This is a genomic window from Pigmentiphaga sp. NML030171, from assembly GCF_002188635.1.
In the GTDB taxonomy this organism is placed as follows: Bacteria; Pseudomonadota; Gammaproteobacteria; order Burkholderiales; family Burkholderiaceae_B; genus Pigmentiphaga; species Pigmentiphaga daeguensis.
This window is the reverse complement of record NZ_NINX01000036.1, coordinates 48,481-63,390: the sequence shown is the minus strand read 5'-3', so window position 1 is coordinate 63,390 and position 14,910 is coordinate 48,481. Positions and strand designations below refer to the sequence as shown.

Here is a 14,910-nt window from a genome sequence, read left to right as displayed (position 1 = left end):
ATCCGCCATGCGTTCACTCATTGCGCTGGTGGTCCATCGCCGCCTGGTGGCGCTGACCGCGACGCTGATCGTCGCCATCTACGGCGTCTACGCCTTCCTGAACACCGCCATCGAGGCCTATCCCGACGTCACCAACGTCCAGGTGGGCGTCATCTCGCTCGCCCCCGGCCTGGCGCCGGAAGAGGTCGAGCGGCAGGTGACGTTTCCCCTCGAGCGGGCGCTGAACGGCACGCCCGGGCTGGTGTCGCTGCGGTCCGAGAGCTATTTCGGCCTGTCGATGATCACCATGGTCTTCGACGACAAGACCAAGAGCTTCGACGCGCGGGTGCAGGTCACCCAGCGGCTGCCGTCGGCCGACCTGCCCGACGGCGTGACGCCGGAGATGGCGCCCGACAACACGCCGCTGGGCAAGATCTTCTATTACCGGCTCAACAGCGACCGCCATACGCTGGCCCAGCTGCGCTCCGAGCAGGAATGGACCGTGGCCCGGGTCCTCAAGCAGATCCAGGGCGTGGCCGATGTGGTCAGCATGGGCGGCTTCGTCAAGGAGTTCCACATCGAGGTGGATCCGGCCAAGCTGATGGCGCACAACCTGACGCTGGACCAGGTGGTCGAGGCCGTCTCGAAGTCCAACCAGAACGTGGGCGGCGGGCTGCTGCGCCGCGGCGAGCAATCGCTGATCATCCGCGGCATCGGCCTCTTGCGCACGCCGCGCGACATCGAGACCATCGTGCTGGACGTGCACAACAACACCCCCGTGCGCGTCAAGGACGTGGCCCGCGTGGTGCAGTCCTACACGCCGCGCCAGGGCTCGGTGGGGATGAACGACGAGGACGACATCGTCGAAGGCATCGTGCTGCTCAAGCGCGACGAGAATCCCAGCAAGGTGCTGGACCAGGTCCACGCCAAGGTGGACGACATCAACGCGCACATGCTGCCCACGGGCATGCGCATCGAGCCCAGCTATGACCGCTCGCACCTGGTCGGCCATACGCTGCATACCGTCTATCACAACCTGCTGTTCGGCGCGACGCTGATCGTGGGCGTGCTGTGGCTGTTCCTGCGCAGCCTGCGCGGTTCGCTGATCGTCGCGGTGGTCATCCCGCTGTCGCTGCTGGTGGCGTTCGTCGGCCTGCATTTCCTGGGCATGCCGGCCAACCTCATCTCCATGGGCGCCATCGACTTCGGCATCATCGTCGACGGCGCGGTGGTGCTGACCGAGGCCATCATCCACAAGGCCAGGCTGCGAAAACCCGCCTCGCGCCGCGACATGTTCGAGTTGATCATCGAGGCCGCCATGTCGGTGGCCAAGCCGACGCTGTTCGCGATGGCCATCGTGATCGCGGCCCTGATCCCCGTGTTTTCGCTGGAAAGCATCGAAGGCCGCATCTTCCGCCCGCTGGCCATGACCTACACTTTCGCGCTGGTCGGCGCGCTGGTGTTCGCGCTGACGCTGGTGCCCGCGCTGTGCGCGCTGCTGCTGCGTCCCAAGGACGTGGTGGCGCCCGAGCCGGCGGTGTTCCTGCGCATGCACCATGCCTATTCGGGATGGATCGCGCGCGTGCTGGAAAGCCGCCGCAACCGGCGCAACGTGTTCGCCGTGGCCGTCGTGGCGCTGTTGCTGGCGCTGTACGCGGGTTCGCAACTGGGGACCGAGTTCCTGCCCGAACTGGACGAGGGCGACGCCTACGTGCTGGTGCAGATGCCGCCGTCGATCTCGCTGGAGAAGGGGCAGGAGCTGCTGCGCACCATACGCATGCGGCTCAAGGAGGTGCCCGAGGCGATCTCCGTCACCAGCGAGCAGGGGCGGCCGGAAGACGGCACCGACAACGAGACCATCAACGTCGCCAAGGTGCTGGTGCGCCTGAAGGAACGCGCCCAGTGGCGCAAGGGCCTGACCAAGGACGAACTGGTGGCCCAGATGCGCCAGTCCCTGGCGGACATCCCTGGCGTGCAGTTCAACTTCGCCCAGCCCATCCGCGACAGCGTCGAGGAATCGACCTCGGGCGCGCGCGGCCACGTGGTGCTGAAGGTGTTCGGCAGCGAGATCGAGACCATGCGCGGCATCCTGCAGCAGACCAAGGAGGCCGTCAGCCACATCGATGGCGTGGTCGACCTGGACCTGTACCGCGACGCGCCGGCCCCGCAACTGCACATCGAGTTCAACCGCGACGCGCTGGCGCGCTACGGCATTTCCATGGAAGTGGCCGACACCGCCGTCGAGACCGCGCTGGCGGGCAAGGTGGTCACCACCGCCTGGGAAGGCGAGCGCAGCGTGCCCGTGCGGGTGCGCCTGCCCTACGTGGACCGGATGGACGAGGCACGCATACGCGAGATCCAGGTCTCGGCGCCCGACGGCACCTACGTGCCGCTGCACGCCCTGGCCAGCATCAGCTTCAAGGTGGGCAACTCCTCGATCTTCCGCGAGGGCAACGCCCGCTACATGGCGCTGAAGTTCAACGTCCAGGGGCGCGACATGGGCTCGGTCGTGAAAGAGGCCATCGCCGCCTTCAAGAAGGACGTGAAGATGCCCGAGGGCTACATCGCCCAGTGGGGCGGCCAGTGGGAGAACCAGCAGCGCGCCTCGGCCCGCCTGAAGATCGTCGTGCCGCTGTCGCTGCTGGTGGTGTTCGTCCTGCTCTTCAGCGCGCTGGGCAGCGCGCGCAGCGCGTCCATCATCCTGCTGACCGCGCCGTTCGCCATGATAGGCGGCATCGTCGCGCTGCACCTGACCGGCATCGACCTGTCCATCAGCGCGGCGATCGGCTTCATCGCCCTCTTGGGGCAGGTGGCGCTGGCCGGCCTGCTGGTCCTGAGCGCGGTCGAGAACCTGCGGCGCGAGGGCGTGGCGCTGGTTCCCGCGCTGATCGAGGGGGCCGCCGAGCGCATGCGCTCCATCCTGATGGTGGCGCTGCTGGGCCTGATCGGCCTGTTGCCCATGGCCTTGTCCACCGGCGTGGGCAGCGAGACGCAGCGTCCGTTCGCTTCCGTGGTGGTGGGAGGCATGGCGGTGCTGCCGCTGGTGGCGCTGTTCGTGCTGCCCGTGCTGTATGCCTGGCTGGGACCCAGGCGCATGCTGACCGCCGAGGAGCGCGACGCGGCATCTATGGACAACGAAAATGCGTAAGTATCTAGGTATCCTGCTGGTCGCGCTGTGCCTGCCGGCGGCGCGCGCGGCCGATCTGCCCCCGGCGCTGGGCACCGAAGTGTCGCTGCCCCAGCTGCTGGAACTGGTCAAGACCTCCAGCCCCGCGCTGCAGGCCGAGCGCACGCAGGTGGCGATGGCCGAGGCCGACCTGATGACGGCCCAGACCTTCTCCAACCCCAGCGTGGCCTATACCCACAAGCGGGGCGAGAAGGAAACCACCATCTCGCAGGACATTCCGATCTTCGGCCAGCGCGGCGCCCGCATCGAGAGCGCCAAGAGCGGCGTCGAGGCGGCCCGGGCACAACTGCGGCTGGTCTATGCCCAGGCCCTGCAGGATGCGGCCCGGGACTTCATGTCGCTGCTGGTATCGCAGGAGCGCGAGAAGCGCTGGCTGGACGCCAAGGACGACCTGGAAGGCGCCTTCCGCATCGTGCAAGGCCAGGTCCAGGCGGGGGCGCGCAGCCGCTACGATCTGACCCGGCTCGAGGTGGAACGCGCCTCGCTGGATGCGCAACTGGCCCAGGCCCAGGCCGAGACGCTGCAGGCGTCCGCCCGGGTGGCGGCCAGTGTCGGCGCGCCGGCGTGGCGGCCGCGCGCGGCCGGTTCCATCGTCTCGCACTGGAATGCCCTGAGTTTCGACGCCATCTGGCCGCAGGCGCAGAACCGCCTGCCCGCGGTGCGCGCGGCGCTGGCCCAGCAAGCCTTCGCCGAGAAGCAGCTGGAGGCCGAGCGGCGCCAGGCCTATCCCACGCCCACTTTCATGGTCGGCCGGCTGAACAACAACGAGGGCCGCAGCACCGAGTACGGCGTGTCGGTGGCCATTCCGCTGTTCGACCGCAACCAGGGGCCCATCGCGCGTGCGGCCGCCGAGGCCGACGGCATGCGCCTGCGCAGCCGGGCCATTGTCGTGGCCGCGGAAAGCGAACTGCGCCGCGCCACCGAGCAGCTCAACCGTCGCCAGCAGCTGGCCGACCGCTTCGAGAAGGAAGGCCTGTCCATGATCCCGCGCCTGCGGCAGATGGCGCAGGATTCCTACACGCTGGGCCGGGGCAGCATCCTCGACCTGGTCGATGCGATCCAGGCCGTGGCCGAGAAAAAGAACACCTACCTGGACTTGCTCGAGGCGGTGATGCAGGCCGAGGTGGATGTGCGCATCGCCTCGGGGGAACTGGGGGCCGACCTGCTCGAATGACCCGGAAGCGGCCGCCCGCCGGCCCCCCGGCGGCGTAAACTAGCGGACATGGCCGGCCCCATCGCGGGGGTTTTTTCCGGCCGGTTCTCATTCCGGGGGTTCAAATGAAATCATGGGCATTGCGCGGCTTCCTGCTGGCCGGGCTGGCGCTGGCAACGGCCGCGAAAGCGGACATCACCGTCGGCATCGATCTCGCCACCACCGGCCCGGCGGCGGCGATCGGCATTCCCTCCAAGAACGTGGTCATGATGTGGCCGCCCACGCTGGGCGGCGAGAAGGCCAACTACATCATCCTGGACGACGGGTCCGACCCGACCAACACCGTCACCAACGTGCGCAAGCTCACTTCCGAGCAGCGCATCGACGTCCTGGTCGGCCCCAACACCACGCCGGCCGCGCTGGCGGTGCTGGACGTGATCGCCGAAAGCAGGACGCCCATGGTGGCCCTGGCGGCCAATGCCTCCATCATCGAGCCCCATGCCGACGCCAAGCGCAGATGGGCCTTCAAGATGCCCCAGAACGATTCGCTCATGGCCAGCGCCATCGTCGGACACATGGCCCGCGCCGGGGTGAAGACGGTCGGCTTCATCGGCTTCAACGATTCCTATGGCGAGAGCTGGTGGAACGAGTTTTCGCCGCTGGCGCAGAAGGCCGGCATCAAGGTCGTCGCCAACGAGCGCTACAACCGTACCGATACCTCGGTGACCGGACAGGTGCTCAAGCTGATGGTGGCCAAGCCCGACGCCATCCTGGTGGCCGCCTCGTCCACCCCGGCGCTGCTGCCGCAGAAGACGCTGGTGGACCGCGGCTACCGGGGCAAGCTCTACCAGACCCACGGCATCGCCACGCCCGAGTTCCTGCGCCTGGGCGGCAAGGCGGTGGAAGGCACGCTGTTCCCGACCGGCCCCGGCGTGGTGGCGCACGGCCTGCCGGCCTCGCACCCGGTCAAGAAGGTGGCCACCGAGTTCGTCGACCGCTATGAGGCCAAGTTCGGCGCCGGTTCGGTCACCCAGTTCGCGGGCGACGCCTGGGGAGCCTGGATGCTGCTGGACGATGCGGTGGGACGCGCGCTGAAGAAGGGCGCCAAGCCCGGCACGCCGGAGTTCCGCGCCGCGCTGCGCGACGCGATCGAATCGACCACCAACCTGACCGTACCCAACGGAGTATTGAACATCTCGGCCAGCGACCACCAGGGGTTCGACGAACGCTCGCGCGTCATGGGCGTCGTGCGCGACGGCAAGTTCGCCTACGAGGGCGAAGGCAAGAGCAGGTAAGCACGGTACGGGGCGCCCCAGGGGGGCGCCCTTTTTGTTGTGCAATAAAATTGTCGACAATAATAAAGAAGGCAATTATAGTGGGCCGACATTCACCGGTCCGAGGAGACGGCATGAGCTGGCGGGCGGAAGCGGACGAGATCCGGCGCAGGCGGGAACTGGCGCGGGCATGCGGCGGCGAAACATCGGTGGCGCGCCAGCACGCGGCCGGCAAGCTGACGGTGCGCGAACGCATCGACAAGCTGCTGGACGCCGGGTCGTTCCAGGAGGTCGGGCAACTGGCCGGCCGGGCCGTCTATACGGAGGGCAAGCTGACCGGTTTCGAGCCCGCGCCCTATGTGATGGGACTGGGCCGCATCTCCGACCGGCCCGTGGCGGTGGGGGGCGAGGACTACACCATCCGCGCCGGCACCGGCTTCGGCAGCGACCGCCGCAAGGGCGGGCAGGGCGGCTTCGTCGAGGACCTGGCCTTCCACTACCGCATTCCGCTGGTCAACCTGATCGACGGCACCGGCGGCACCGTCAACACGGTCAAGCGCAAGGGCTACTCGGTCACGCCAGGCTACGGCCAGGACGGCTTCGAGCGTTCGGTGTCGCTGATGGGCATGGTGCCCGTGGTGAGCGCGGTCATGGGAACGGTGGCGGGCGGCCCGGCGGGGCGCGCCATGCTGGCCCACTGGACCGTCATGGTGCGCGACAGCAGCCAGATCTTCGCCGCCGGCCCGCCGGTGGTCGAGCGCGCCTTCGGCGTCAAGCTGCACAAGAACGACCTGGGCGGCGCCAAGATCGCCGCCGACACCGCCGGCACGATCGACAACGTGGCGCCGGACGAGGAAACCTGCCTGGCGCAGATCCGGCGCTTCCTGTCGTACATGCCGCAGAACGCCTGGGAGCTGCCGCCCGTGCTCATGTCGGGCGACCCCGTGGACCGCTGCGAGGACGCGCTGGTGGACATCGTGCCCCGGTCCGAGCGGCAGGCCTACAACATGAAGAAGCTGGTGGGCATGGTCGTTGACCGCGGGTCGGAGTTCGAGATCCAGCCGGGCTTCGGCCGGGCCGTCATCACGATGCTGGCGCGCATGAACGGCAAGGTCGTGGGGGTGGTGGCGAACAACCCCATGTTCGGCGGCATCGTCGACGTGAAGGCGGCGCGCAAGCAGACGCATTTCATCGATCTGTGCGATGCCTTCAACATTCCGCTGATCTTCTTCGTCGACGTGCCCGGTCTCCTGATCGGGGTCGAGTCCGAATCCGAGGCCATCATGCGCTTCGGCATCCAGCAGCGCTACGTGCTGGCGCAGGCCACGGTGCCGATCTACACGGTGCTGGTGCGCAAGTGCTTCGGGGTCGCGGGCGGCAGCGTGATCGACCGCTCGGGGCTGAACTTCAAGATCGCCTGGCCGTCCGCCAGCTGGGGTTCGCTGCCCATCGAAGGGGGCGTCAAGGCGGCCTACCGCGCCGACATCCAGGGCGCCGCGGACCCGGCCGCGCGCGAAGCCGAGATCGAGGCCGAGCTGCGGGCGCTGTCCTCGCCATTCCGCACCGCCGAGGCCTTCGCGGTGGAGGACCTGATCGACCCCCGCGAGACGCGGCCCTACCTGTGCCAGTTCATCGATGCGGCGCAGGGCCGGCTGCGGACCACGCTGGGCCCCAAGCTGCGCGCGGGAGTGCGCCCGTGACACCGGCACGGCCCGCGCCGCCCGACACCAGCCGCGCCGCGGCGTTCCTGCAGGCCTTCGAAGAGGACCGCGGCACGCCCATCGCGTTCTGGTGGGTGTTCGCCGGGCCGTCCAATACGCTGACGCTGCCCGAGCAGATCGCGGCCAGCGTCGGCGACCGCATCATCTCGCATGCCATCGCACCGGGCGAATGGATACGCGAACAGGAGATCGGCCAGCAGTTCGGCGTCAGCCGCAGTCCGGTGCGCGAGGCCATGCGCCTGCTGGAGCGCGAGGGCGTGGTGCGCATACACGCCAGGCGGGGCGCCCGCGCGACCTTCCTGGCGCAGAAGGAAATCCAGGACCTGTTCGAGGTGCGCGCCAGCCTGGTGCGCCTGGTCGGGCGCCGTGCCGCCGAGCACCGCCCCGAGCGGCTGCTCGAACTGCTGGAGATCGGTTTCTGCACCCTGGGCGAGACGGCCGACGACCCGGCCACCGCGCGCCGCTACGGCGAGACCGCGGCGCAGATGACCCTGCTGTGCGCGGCGCTGTGCGGCAACGACCGCCTGTTCCCGCTGATCGCCTCGCTGTCCATGCAGATGCTGCGCTACACCAGCCTGGGGCTGCGGTCGTGTGAGCGGCGCCGCCGTTCCCTCGTCCTGTGGCGCGGCGCCATCGATGCCATCCGGCGCGGCGATGCCGACGCCGCCGAACAGTTTTTCGCCAGTCGCCTGGAAGAGAACTGGCGGGAGATCCGCCGTTTGTTGGAGACCGAAGTGCCAGCGTAGAACACATTCCCGTCAGGAGGGAAGCATGGAGACTATCTATCAAGGCCGCCGCCGCGTGATCGCCGCGCTGGGGACGGGCATGGGAGGATTGCTGCTGGGCGCGGCCGCACGGCCGGCGTGGGGTGCGTGGCGGCCCGACCAGAACGTGGAGTTCGTCGTGCCGGCCGGGCCGGGCGGCGCGCTGGACCAGACCGGCCGCGCGATGAAGCAGTTCTACGACGAGAGCCACGTGCCGGGCGGCAAGACCTTCCTGGTCACCAACAAGCCAGGCGCGAACGGCAAGATCGCCTTCGAGGTACTGTTGCAGAAACGGGCCGATCCGCACTACCTGTCGATCAATTCCCACGGCTACATCTCGAGCTACCTGACGGGCAACCTCGACATCCTGCCGCATCGGGACCTGACCCCCATCGCCGTGATCCAGGACGAGTTCGTGGTGGCGGCGGTGCGCACGGAGTCGCCCATACAGTCCGCCGCCGACCTGGCCGAGCGGCTGCGCAGGGATCCCGCCAGCCAGCGCATAGGCGTGGCCACCAGCATCGGAAACCACATCCACATCGGCACCGCCAAGGCCCTGGGCGCGGCAGGCGTGGACGTGCGCAAGCTCGTGGTGGCGCCGTTCAAGTCCTCGGCCGAGTCCATGGTCGCGCTGGTCGGCGGCCACCTGGACGTGGTGGCCGCGACCACGCCCAACGTGATCGCGCTGAAGAAGGCCGGCAAGATCCGCGTGCTCGCGGTCAGTGCCGGCCAGCGGCTGGGCGGCCAGTTCGCCGACGTGCCGACCTGGAAGGAGCAGGGCATCGATTCGACCTTCAGCTCGGCCATGGGCATCGTCGCCGCCAAGGGCATCTCTGAGGACCAGATCCAGTTTTGGGAAGACATGTGCCGGCGCATGAGCCAGTCGCCGATGTGGGAGCAACTGGCCGAGACCAACCAGAGCCGGCCCAATTTCATGGGACACCGCGACGCGGCGCGGTTCTACGAAGAGGAGTACCAGAGCATGCGCGAGATCGTCGCCAAGCTGGGATTGCTGGGGGCGGGCAAATGAGCAATGCCAGGCTGACCGGGCATCCCGGCCCGCTGAGCGGCTACAAGGCGATCGAGATCTGCTCCACGGTGGCCGGCCCCGCGTGCGGGCGCATCCTGGCGGATTTCGGCGCGGACGTCATCAAGATCGAACCGCCCAGCGGCGATCCGCTGCGCAACATGGGCAAGCACGTGGGCGACGTGTCGCTGTACGCCGCCACGGCACTGCGCAACAAGCGCGCGATGGTCATCGACCTGAAGACCGCGGAAGGCCGGGACCTGGTGCGCCGGCTGGCGGCCAAGACCGACGTGCTGGTCGAGAACTACCGGCCCGGTGTGATGGAGCGGCTGGGCCTGGGCTACGAGGACCTGTCGCGCGACAACCCGGGCCTGGTCATGGTGCGCATCAGCGGCTATGGCCAGACCGGTCCCTACCGGATGCGGCCCGGCTACGGCGCGATCTGCGAGGCCATGGCCGGCGTGCGCCACCTGACCGGCGATCCCGACCGGCCGCCGGCGCGCGTGGCGGTGGCCACGACCGACTATCTGTCGGCGGTCTATGCCGCGTTCGGCACGGTGTCGGCGCTGTTGAACCGGACCCGCACCGGCAAGGGGCAGGTGGTGGACGTGGCCCTGTACGAGACGGCCTTCACGCAGATGGAAGTCTACGTGCCCGCCTTCAAGACCCTGAACCTGATCCCCAAGCGGGTGGGGCCCAACCTGCCCAACATGGCACCCAACAGCCTGTATCCCACCCGCGACGGCGGCTATGTACTGATCGCGGCCAACAGCAATCCCACCTTCGAGCGGCTGATCGCGGTCATGGGCCGGCCGGAACTGATCGAGGACCCGCGCATGAGCTCGATCCGCGCGCGCGGATCGAACATCCCCTATTGCAACAGCGTCGTCAGCGAATGGACGCTGCAGCACGACGGCAGCGAGATCGAGCGCATGCTGCTCGAGGCGGAAGTGCCCGTGTCGAGGGTCTACACGATGGCCGACATCTTCGAGGATCCGCAGTTCGCCGCGCGCGGCATGCTGCCGGAAATCCCGCACCCCGAACTGGGCTCGCTGCATCATCCCGGCATCGTGCCCAGGCTGAGCGACACCCCCGGGCGGATCATGCACACCGGGCCGGACCTGGGCCAGGATACGCGGCAGGTGTTGGCCGATGAACTGCAACTGTCGCCCGACGAGATCGACGCGCTGGTCGAGCGCGGCATCGTGGCCTGCGGCGAACCCAAGGAGCCGGCATGAGGAGCGAGCGCCATGTTCCATAAGGTGCTGGTGGCCAATCGCGGCGCGGTCGCGGCCCGCGTGCTGCGCGCGCTCAAGCAGCTCGGCATCCGTACCGTTGCCGTGTATTCCGAGGCGGACCGCGATCTGCCTTACCTGGCGTGGGCCGACGAGACCCGAGCGATCGGTCCGGCCGATGCGCGCGCCAGCTACCTGAACCAGGATGCGCTGCTCGCGGTGCTGGCCGAGACGGGGGCCGACGGCCTGCATCCCGGCTATGGATTCCTGTCCGAGAATGCCGGCTTCGCGCGCCGCGTGGCGGCCCAGGGGGCGACCTTCATCGGGCCCGGCGCGGACTGGATCGAGGCCATGGGCCACAAGACCCGGGCCCGCGACCTGATGGCCGCGCGCGGCATGCCGCTGGGGCCCAGTTCCGGGCTGCTGGACGAGGATGCCGAAGCGACCCTCGCGGCCGCGCGGCGCATCGGCTATCCGGTATTGGTCAAGCCCGCCGGCGGCGGGGGCGGCATAGGGATGCTGGCCGCGCACGACGACGCGCAACTGCTGGCCGCCGTCGCGCAGGCGCGTTCGCTGTCCCAGCGCAGCTTCGGCTGCGCAGACCTCTACCTGGAGCGGCTGGTCGAGCGGCCTAGGCACATCGAGTTCCAGGTGCTGGCCGACCGGCACGGCAACGTGCGGCATCTGTACGAACGGGAATGCTCGGTCCAGCGGCGCCACCAGAAGGTCGTGGAAGAAGCGTCGGCGCCCGGCCTGCCGCGCGCCGCGCTGGCCGCCGCGGCCGATCGCCTCACCCGCATCCTGGCCGACATGCGCTATGACGTGATCGGCACGGTCGAGACCCTGTACGACGGCGAGGGCGGCTTCAATTTCCTGGAGATGAACACGCGGCTGCAGGTGGAGCACGCGGTCACCGAGGAGGTCACCGGCATCGATCTCGTGCAGGCCCAGGTGCGGCTGGCCTTCGGCGAGCGGCTGGATGCGGTGCTGCCGCCCTCGATCGGCCTGAACGGCCACGCGATCGAGGCGCGCATCTATGCCGAGGACCCGCTGCGCTTCCTGCCTTCGCCAGGACCGCTGGCCAGGCTGGAATGGCCGTCCGGTGCCGGCATACGGGTGGAGACCGGCTACACCCAGGGCTGCCGCGTCACGCCGTACTACGACCCCATGATCGCCAAGCTCATCGTGCATGCGGAGGATCGCCCGCGCGCGCTCGCCGCGTTGGAAGAGGCCCTGCGCGCCACGGTGGTCGAAGGGGTCAAGACCAATATTCCGTTCGTGCTCGCGCTGCTGCGCAACGAACGGTTCGTCAACGCGGATATCGACACCGGCCTGGCGGCCGAGGTCGTGCGGGACATGAAGGCGGCTGCCGCGGCGAACGCCGCGTGAGCCCGCGGAACATCGACAGGGGAGGGCGCCATGGCGCGTATCGAAGTGCAATCCGAGATCACCGGCACCGTATGGAAGGTGGAGACTTCCGTGGGGGCGAACGTGGATGCGGAAGCGGCGCTGCTGATCGTCGAATCCATGAAGATGGAGATCCCCGTCCCGGCGCCTGTCGCCGGGACGGTGCTGGAGCTGCGCGTGGGCGAGGGCGACCCGGTCGAGGAAGGCCAGGTCGTGGCCGTCATCGAGGGGTAGCGTCCGCCGCCAGGCGCAGCGCGTAGTCGCGCACGTCCGCCGGCCAGTCGCGCAGCAGCGCCGCGAAGCGCTCGCCGTCGCCCGCGAAGAGGGCGCGGGCGGCTTCCTCGAAGCCGGGCAGGTCGCCCGCCATGGCGGACATGAAATGGTAGGCCGCTTCACGCGCGCGCCGCTGCTCGTCCTGGCCCGCGTGGGCGCGGCGTGCTTCCTCCACCAGCTTGCGCAGCGCCACCGAGGCGCCGCCGGGCTGGGCATTCAACCATTCCCAGTGGCGGGGCAGCAAGGTGATCTCGCGCGCGACCACGCCCAGTTTGGGGCGGCCCTTGCCGCGCGGGGCCGCGGGCTCGCCGGCGGCGCTGGCTTCGTCGGGGGCGGCCGACGGCGGCGGGCCCAGGCGCGCCAGCACCTCGCGTTCCGAGCCGCGCGTGTCGATGTCGAAGGCTTTGCCGGTCGCGTCGTCGAAGATCAGAATCGGCGCGTGGTCCGGCGCGCGCGCGGCACGCCGCACGGCCAGCGCGACGTCGCGCAAGGGGCCGCTCGCGAGCAGGCGGTGGCCGCCGAAGGCGGTGCAGGTAAGGGCAGGCATGGCATTCACCACAAGAAAGAATGTGGCGATAATTTACCCGGGTAAAAATGAAATTGCAATATCACCCGGGTAAATTTATTGGCATGTCGACGATCCGCAACGATCGCTTCAGGTATAGCCCGATGCCGCGGGATTGGCCGCGTCGCCGCGCGCCCGCGCCAGTTCCTGCCGCGTGCCGGCCTGGAGCAGCGCGCTGTCCTTGGCGATGGTGACGAAGCCGAATCCCTGGTCGGCATACCGGCGTCCCGAGGCGCCTCCCGAGCACTGGATGCCGGCCACGCGGCCATGGCGGCGGCAGGCCTCGAGAATGGCCGCCACCGCGTCGGCGTGTTCCTTTTCCGGCTTGTCCAGGTCAGGCTCCAGTCCCAGGCCCAGCGCCAGGTCGGCGGGACCGACATAGATGCCGTCCAGGCCCGGCGTGGCGACGATTGCCTCCAGGTTGTCGAGCCCCCGGCGGCTTTCGATCATTACGAAGCACATGGGCTCGTCGCCCAGCGTGGCCGTATCGCGCGCCTGCCGCACCAGGGCCGAGCGGATGGGGCCGTAGGAACGGATGCCGGCGGGCGGATAGCGGCAGGCCGCGACGGCCGCGGCCGCCTGCGCAGGCGTCTCGCACATCGGCACGATCACGGCTTGCGCGCCGGCGTCCAGCGCCTTGGCGATCATCCAGTCCGTCGCGGCCGGCACGCGCGTCACGGGAATGCCGCCGGCGCGTTCGATGGCGGTGAACATGGGCGTGACCTCGGCATAGTCGATCAGGCCGTGCTGCTGGTCCACGCAGACGTAGTCCAGTCCTTCCGCGGCCAGGAGTTCCGCGCCGAACGCGCAAGGTAGGGCACACCATCCGCCGAACACGGTTCGCTTCTCGGCGATCGCTAGGCGCAGGACTTTCGACATGACTGCCTCCCGTTGGGGGTTTTCACGCATGGGCGTGGATTCGTACGAAAAGTGATTGACAAAGATTCTGGCTGCCAACAGACTAAAAGTGTATCCACTTTTTCACGATAGAGATAGTGTCAAAGGCAAGCATGAGCAGGACACCAGAGATCGATGTTGGGGACTACGTCCGCGAGATACCCGGGCAGCAATTCCTCGTTCGCACCGAGGCGTACACGGACGAGGAAGTCTTCGAGCTGGAGATGAAGCACATCTTCGAGCGGACCTGGATCTACGTCGGACACGAGACCGAGTTTCCATCGGCCGGCAGTTTCAAGACGGCATACGTCGGCCGCCAGCCCATCGTCGTGATCCGCGACAAGGAAGGAAAGATCGGCGCCTTCTTCAACCGCTGCGTGCATCGCGGCGCGACGCTGCTGCGCGAGCACCAGGGGACCGTGCAGGAAATGCGGTGCCCGTACCACGGCTGGATCTTCGACCTCGCGGGCAGGACGCGGCTGGTGTCCGAACGGGGGGACCCGGGCGGCTATGGCGCCAACTTCATCGAACCGGAAGGCCTGCTGCGCGTGCCGCGGCTGGAAAGCTATCGCGGCCTCTTGTTCGTGTCGCTCGATGCGGACATCCAGCCGCTGGCTTCCTACCTGGGCGAACTCAAGACCGTCATCGACGCCAAGCTCGACCTCTCGCCCGTGGGCCGCATCGCGATCGCCTCCAAGCCCTATGTCTGCCGATACCGGGGCAACTGGAAGCTGCAGACCGAGAACATCGTCGATGCCTATCACTTCATGCACACCCACGGCGCCTTCGTAAAGCTGCAGGCGAAATACGGCGACAGTACCGGCGACTTCGGCGTGCACAAGGGACGCAGTTCGCGCGAGATGCGGGAGCAGCGCTTTCGCGGCGAGACCTGGTCCTGCCGGCAAGGGCATGGCTTCGCGCGCGTGCCGGCGGCCGATCCCGGCTATCTGCTGGACGGCGAGTTCGGACGCATGTATCGCGAGCTACTGGATAGGCATGGCGAAGCGGCCTTCGCGGGCATCACCTCCAAGGCGACCTCCACCGTATTCCCCAGCATGGGCATGATCCACCAGCAGATCCGGGTCTGGCGCCCGATCTCGGTCGACGAGACCGAGGTGCTGATCTACCCGTACGAGATCGAAGGCGCGCCCGAGGCATTCAACGCCGGCATGCTGCGCAGCCAGGAGCGGTTCTATGGGCCGTCGGGGTTCGGCATGACCGACGACACCGAGATATTCGCGCGCGTGACGCAGGGCCTGCGCGCCAGCAGCGTGGAATGGCTGGTGTTCGACCGCGGCATGGACAGCGATGAGCGGACCGAGAGCGGCGACTACCGGGGCCTGCCGTCCAGCGAAGCGCCGCAGCGCGCTCTCTGGCGGGCCTGGAAAAAAATGATGCAGCAGGCATCGAAGCACGCTTGAGGCGGGA

Annotated in this window: 12 protein-coding genes; 10 read left to right on the top strand and 2 right to left on the bottom strand. The window is 68.4% G+C overall.

Annotated features, from left to right (window positions below):
- Positions 1–7 precede the first annotated feature (7 nt).
- From CDO46_RS16690 to CDO46_RS16650, 9 genes are all read left to right on the top strand, one after another.
- Positions 8–3,127, top strand: a complete 3,120-nt coding sequence (locus CDO46_RS16690) for an efflux RND transporter permease subunit (protein ID WP_087839617.1) — start codon at positions 8–10, stop codon at positions 3,125–3,127.
- On the top strand, positions 3,120–4,340 hold the full coding sequence (locus tag CDO46_RS16685) for a TolC family protein (protein ID WP_087839616.1): 1,221 nt from the start codon (positions 3,120–3,122) through the stop codon (positions 4,338–4,340). Before CDO46_RS16690 ends, CDO46_RS16685 begins: the two co-directional genes overlap by 8 nt.
- Positions 4,341–4,444: 104 nt before the next feature.
- Positions 4,445–5,614 (top strand): ABC transporter substrate-binding protein, encoded by a 1,170-nt coding sequence (locus CDO46_RS16680; RefSeq protein WP_087839615.1) that lies wholly within the window; start codon positions 4,445–4,447, stop codon positions 5,612–5,614.
- Between the two features lie 113 nt (positions 5,615–5,727).
- Complete coding sequence (locus tag CDO46_RS16675) at positions 5,728–7,293, top strand: acyl-CoA carboxylase subunit beta (RefSeq protein WP_087839614.1); 1,566 nt, start codon at positions 5,728–5,730, stop codon at positions 7,291–7,293.
- On the top strand, positions 7,290–8,060 hold the full coding sequence (locus CDO46_RS16670) for a GntR family transcriptional regulator (protein ID WP_165963078.1): 771 nt from the start codon (positions 7,290–7,292) through the stop codon (positions 8,058–8,060). Before CDO46_RS16675 ends, CDO46_RS16670 begins: the two co-directional genes overlap by 4 nt.
- A gap of 25 nt (positions 8,061–8,085) precedes the next feature.
- A complete protein-coding gene (locus tag CDO46_RS16665) occupies positions 8,086–9,108 on the top strand; it encodes a tripartite tricarboxylate transporter substrate binding protein (protein WP_176400773.1) in 1,023 nt (340 codons plus the stop codon).
- The gene (locus CDO46_RS16660; protein WP_087839611.1) at positions 9,105–10,343 is read left to right on the top strand and encodes a CaiB/BaiF CoA-transferase family protein; all 1,239 of its coding nucleotides are present in this window, start codon (positions 9,105–9,107) and stop codon (positions 10,341–10,343) included. The genes CDO46_RS16665 and CDO46_RS16660 overlap by 4 nt, the downstream gene beginning before the upstream one ends.
- A gap of 12 nt (positions 10,344–10,355) precedes the next feature.
- Positions 10,356–11,729, top strand: coding sequence for an acetyl/propionyl/methylcrotonyl-CoA carboxylase subunit alpha (locus tag CDO46_RS16655; RefSeq protein WP_087839610.1), 1,374 nt, complete (start codon positions 10,356–10,358; stop codon positions 11,727–11,729).
- A gap of 30 nt (positions 11,730–11,759) precedes the next feature.
- A complete protein-coding gene (locus CDO46_RS16650; RefSeq protein ID WP_087783379.1) occupies positions 11,760–11,981 on the top strand; it encodes an acetyl-CoA carboxylase biotin carboxyl carrier protein subunit in 222 nt (73 codons plus the stop codon).
- On the opposite strand, the gene CDO46_RS16645 is transcribed toward CDO46_RS16650, so the two are convergent.
- On the bottom strand, positions 11,968–12,567 hold the full coding sequence (locus CDO46_RS16645; protein ID WP_087839609.1) for a DUF2239 family protein: 600 nt from the start codon (positions 12,565–12,567) through the stop codon (positions 11,968–11,970). The two genes, CDO46_RS16650 and CDO46_RS16645, sit on opposite strands and share 14 nt — an antisense overlap.
- A 108-nt stretch (positions 12,568–12,675) precedes the next feature.
- Positions 12,676–13,464, bottom strand: coding sequence for an HpcH/HpaI aldolase/citrate lyase family protein (locus CDO46_RS16640; protein ID WP_165963076.1), 789 nt, complete (start codon positions 13,462–13,464; stop codon positions 12,676–12,678).
- Positions 13,465–13,595: 131 nt separating this feature from the next.
- Between CDO46_RS16640 and CDO46_RS16635 the strand changes: the two genes are divergently transcribed.
- The gene (locus CDO46_RS16635) at positions 13,596–14,903 is read left to right on the top strand and encodes an aromatic ring-hydroxylating dioxygenase subunit alpha (protein ID WP_087839607.1); all 1,308 of its coding nucleotides are present in this window, start codon (positions 13,596–13,598) and stop codon (positions 14,901–14,903) included.
- The last annotated feature ends 7 nt before the right edge of the window (positions 14,904–14,910 follow it).

Bases quoted from the DNA above. Each gene is read 5' to 3' on its own strand.
- CDO46_RS16690 (WP_087839617.1), top strand. From the start codon at position 8: ATGCGTTCACTCATTGCGCTGGTGGTCCATCGCCGCCTGGTGGCGCTG.
- CDO46_RS16645 (WP_087839609.1), bottom strand. From the start codon at position 12,567: ATGCCTGCCCTTACCTGCACCGCCTTCGGCGGCCACCGCCTGCTCGCG.
- CDO46_RS16665 (WP_176400773.1), top strand. From the start codon at position 8,086: ATGGAGACTATCTATCAAGGCCGCCGCCGCGTGATCGCCGCGCTGGGG.
- CDO46_RS16680 (WP_087839615.1), top strand. From the start codon at position 4,445: ATGAAATCATGGGCATTGCGCGGCTTCCTGCTGGCCGGGCTGGCGCTG.
- CDO46_RS16640 (WP_165963076.1), bottom strand. From the start codon at position 13,464: ATGTCGAAAGTCCTGCGCCTAGCGATCGCCGAGAAGCGAACCGTGTTC.
- CDO46_RS16675 (WP_087839614.1), top strand. From the start codon at position 5,728: ATGAGCTGGCGGGCGGAAGCGGACGAGATCCGGCGCAGGCGGGAACTG.
- CDO46_RS16685 (WP_087839616.1), top strand. From the start codon at position 3,120: ATGCGTAAGTATCTAGGTATCCTGCTGGTCGCGCTGTGCCTGCCGGCG.
- CDO46_RS16660 (WP_087839611.1), top strand. From the start codon at position 9,105: ATGAGCAATGCCAGGCTGACCGGGCATCCCGGCCCGCTGAGCGGCTAC.
- CDO46_RS16655 (WP_087839610.1), top strand. From the start codon at position 10,356: ATGTTCCATAAGGTGCTGGTGGCCAATCGCGGCGCGGTCGCGGCCCGC.
- CDO46_RS16650 (WP_087783379.1), top strand. From the start codon at position 11,760: ATGGCGCGTATCGAAGTGCAATCCGAGATCACCGGCACCGTATGGAAG.
- CDO46_RS16635 (WP_087839607.1), top strand. From the start codon at position 13,596: ATGAGCAGGACACCAGAGATCGATGTTGGGGACTACGTCCGCGAGATA.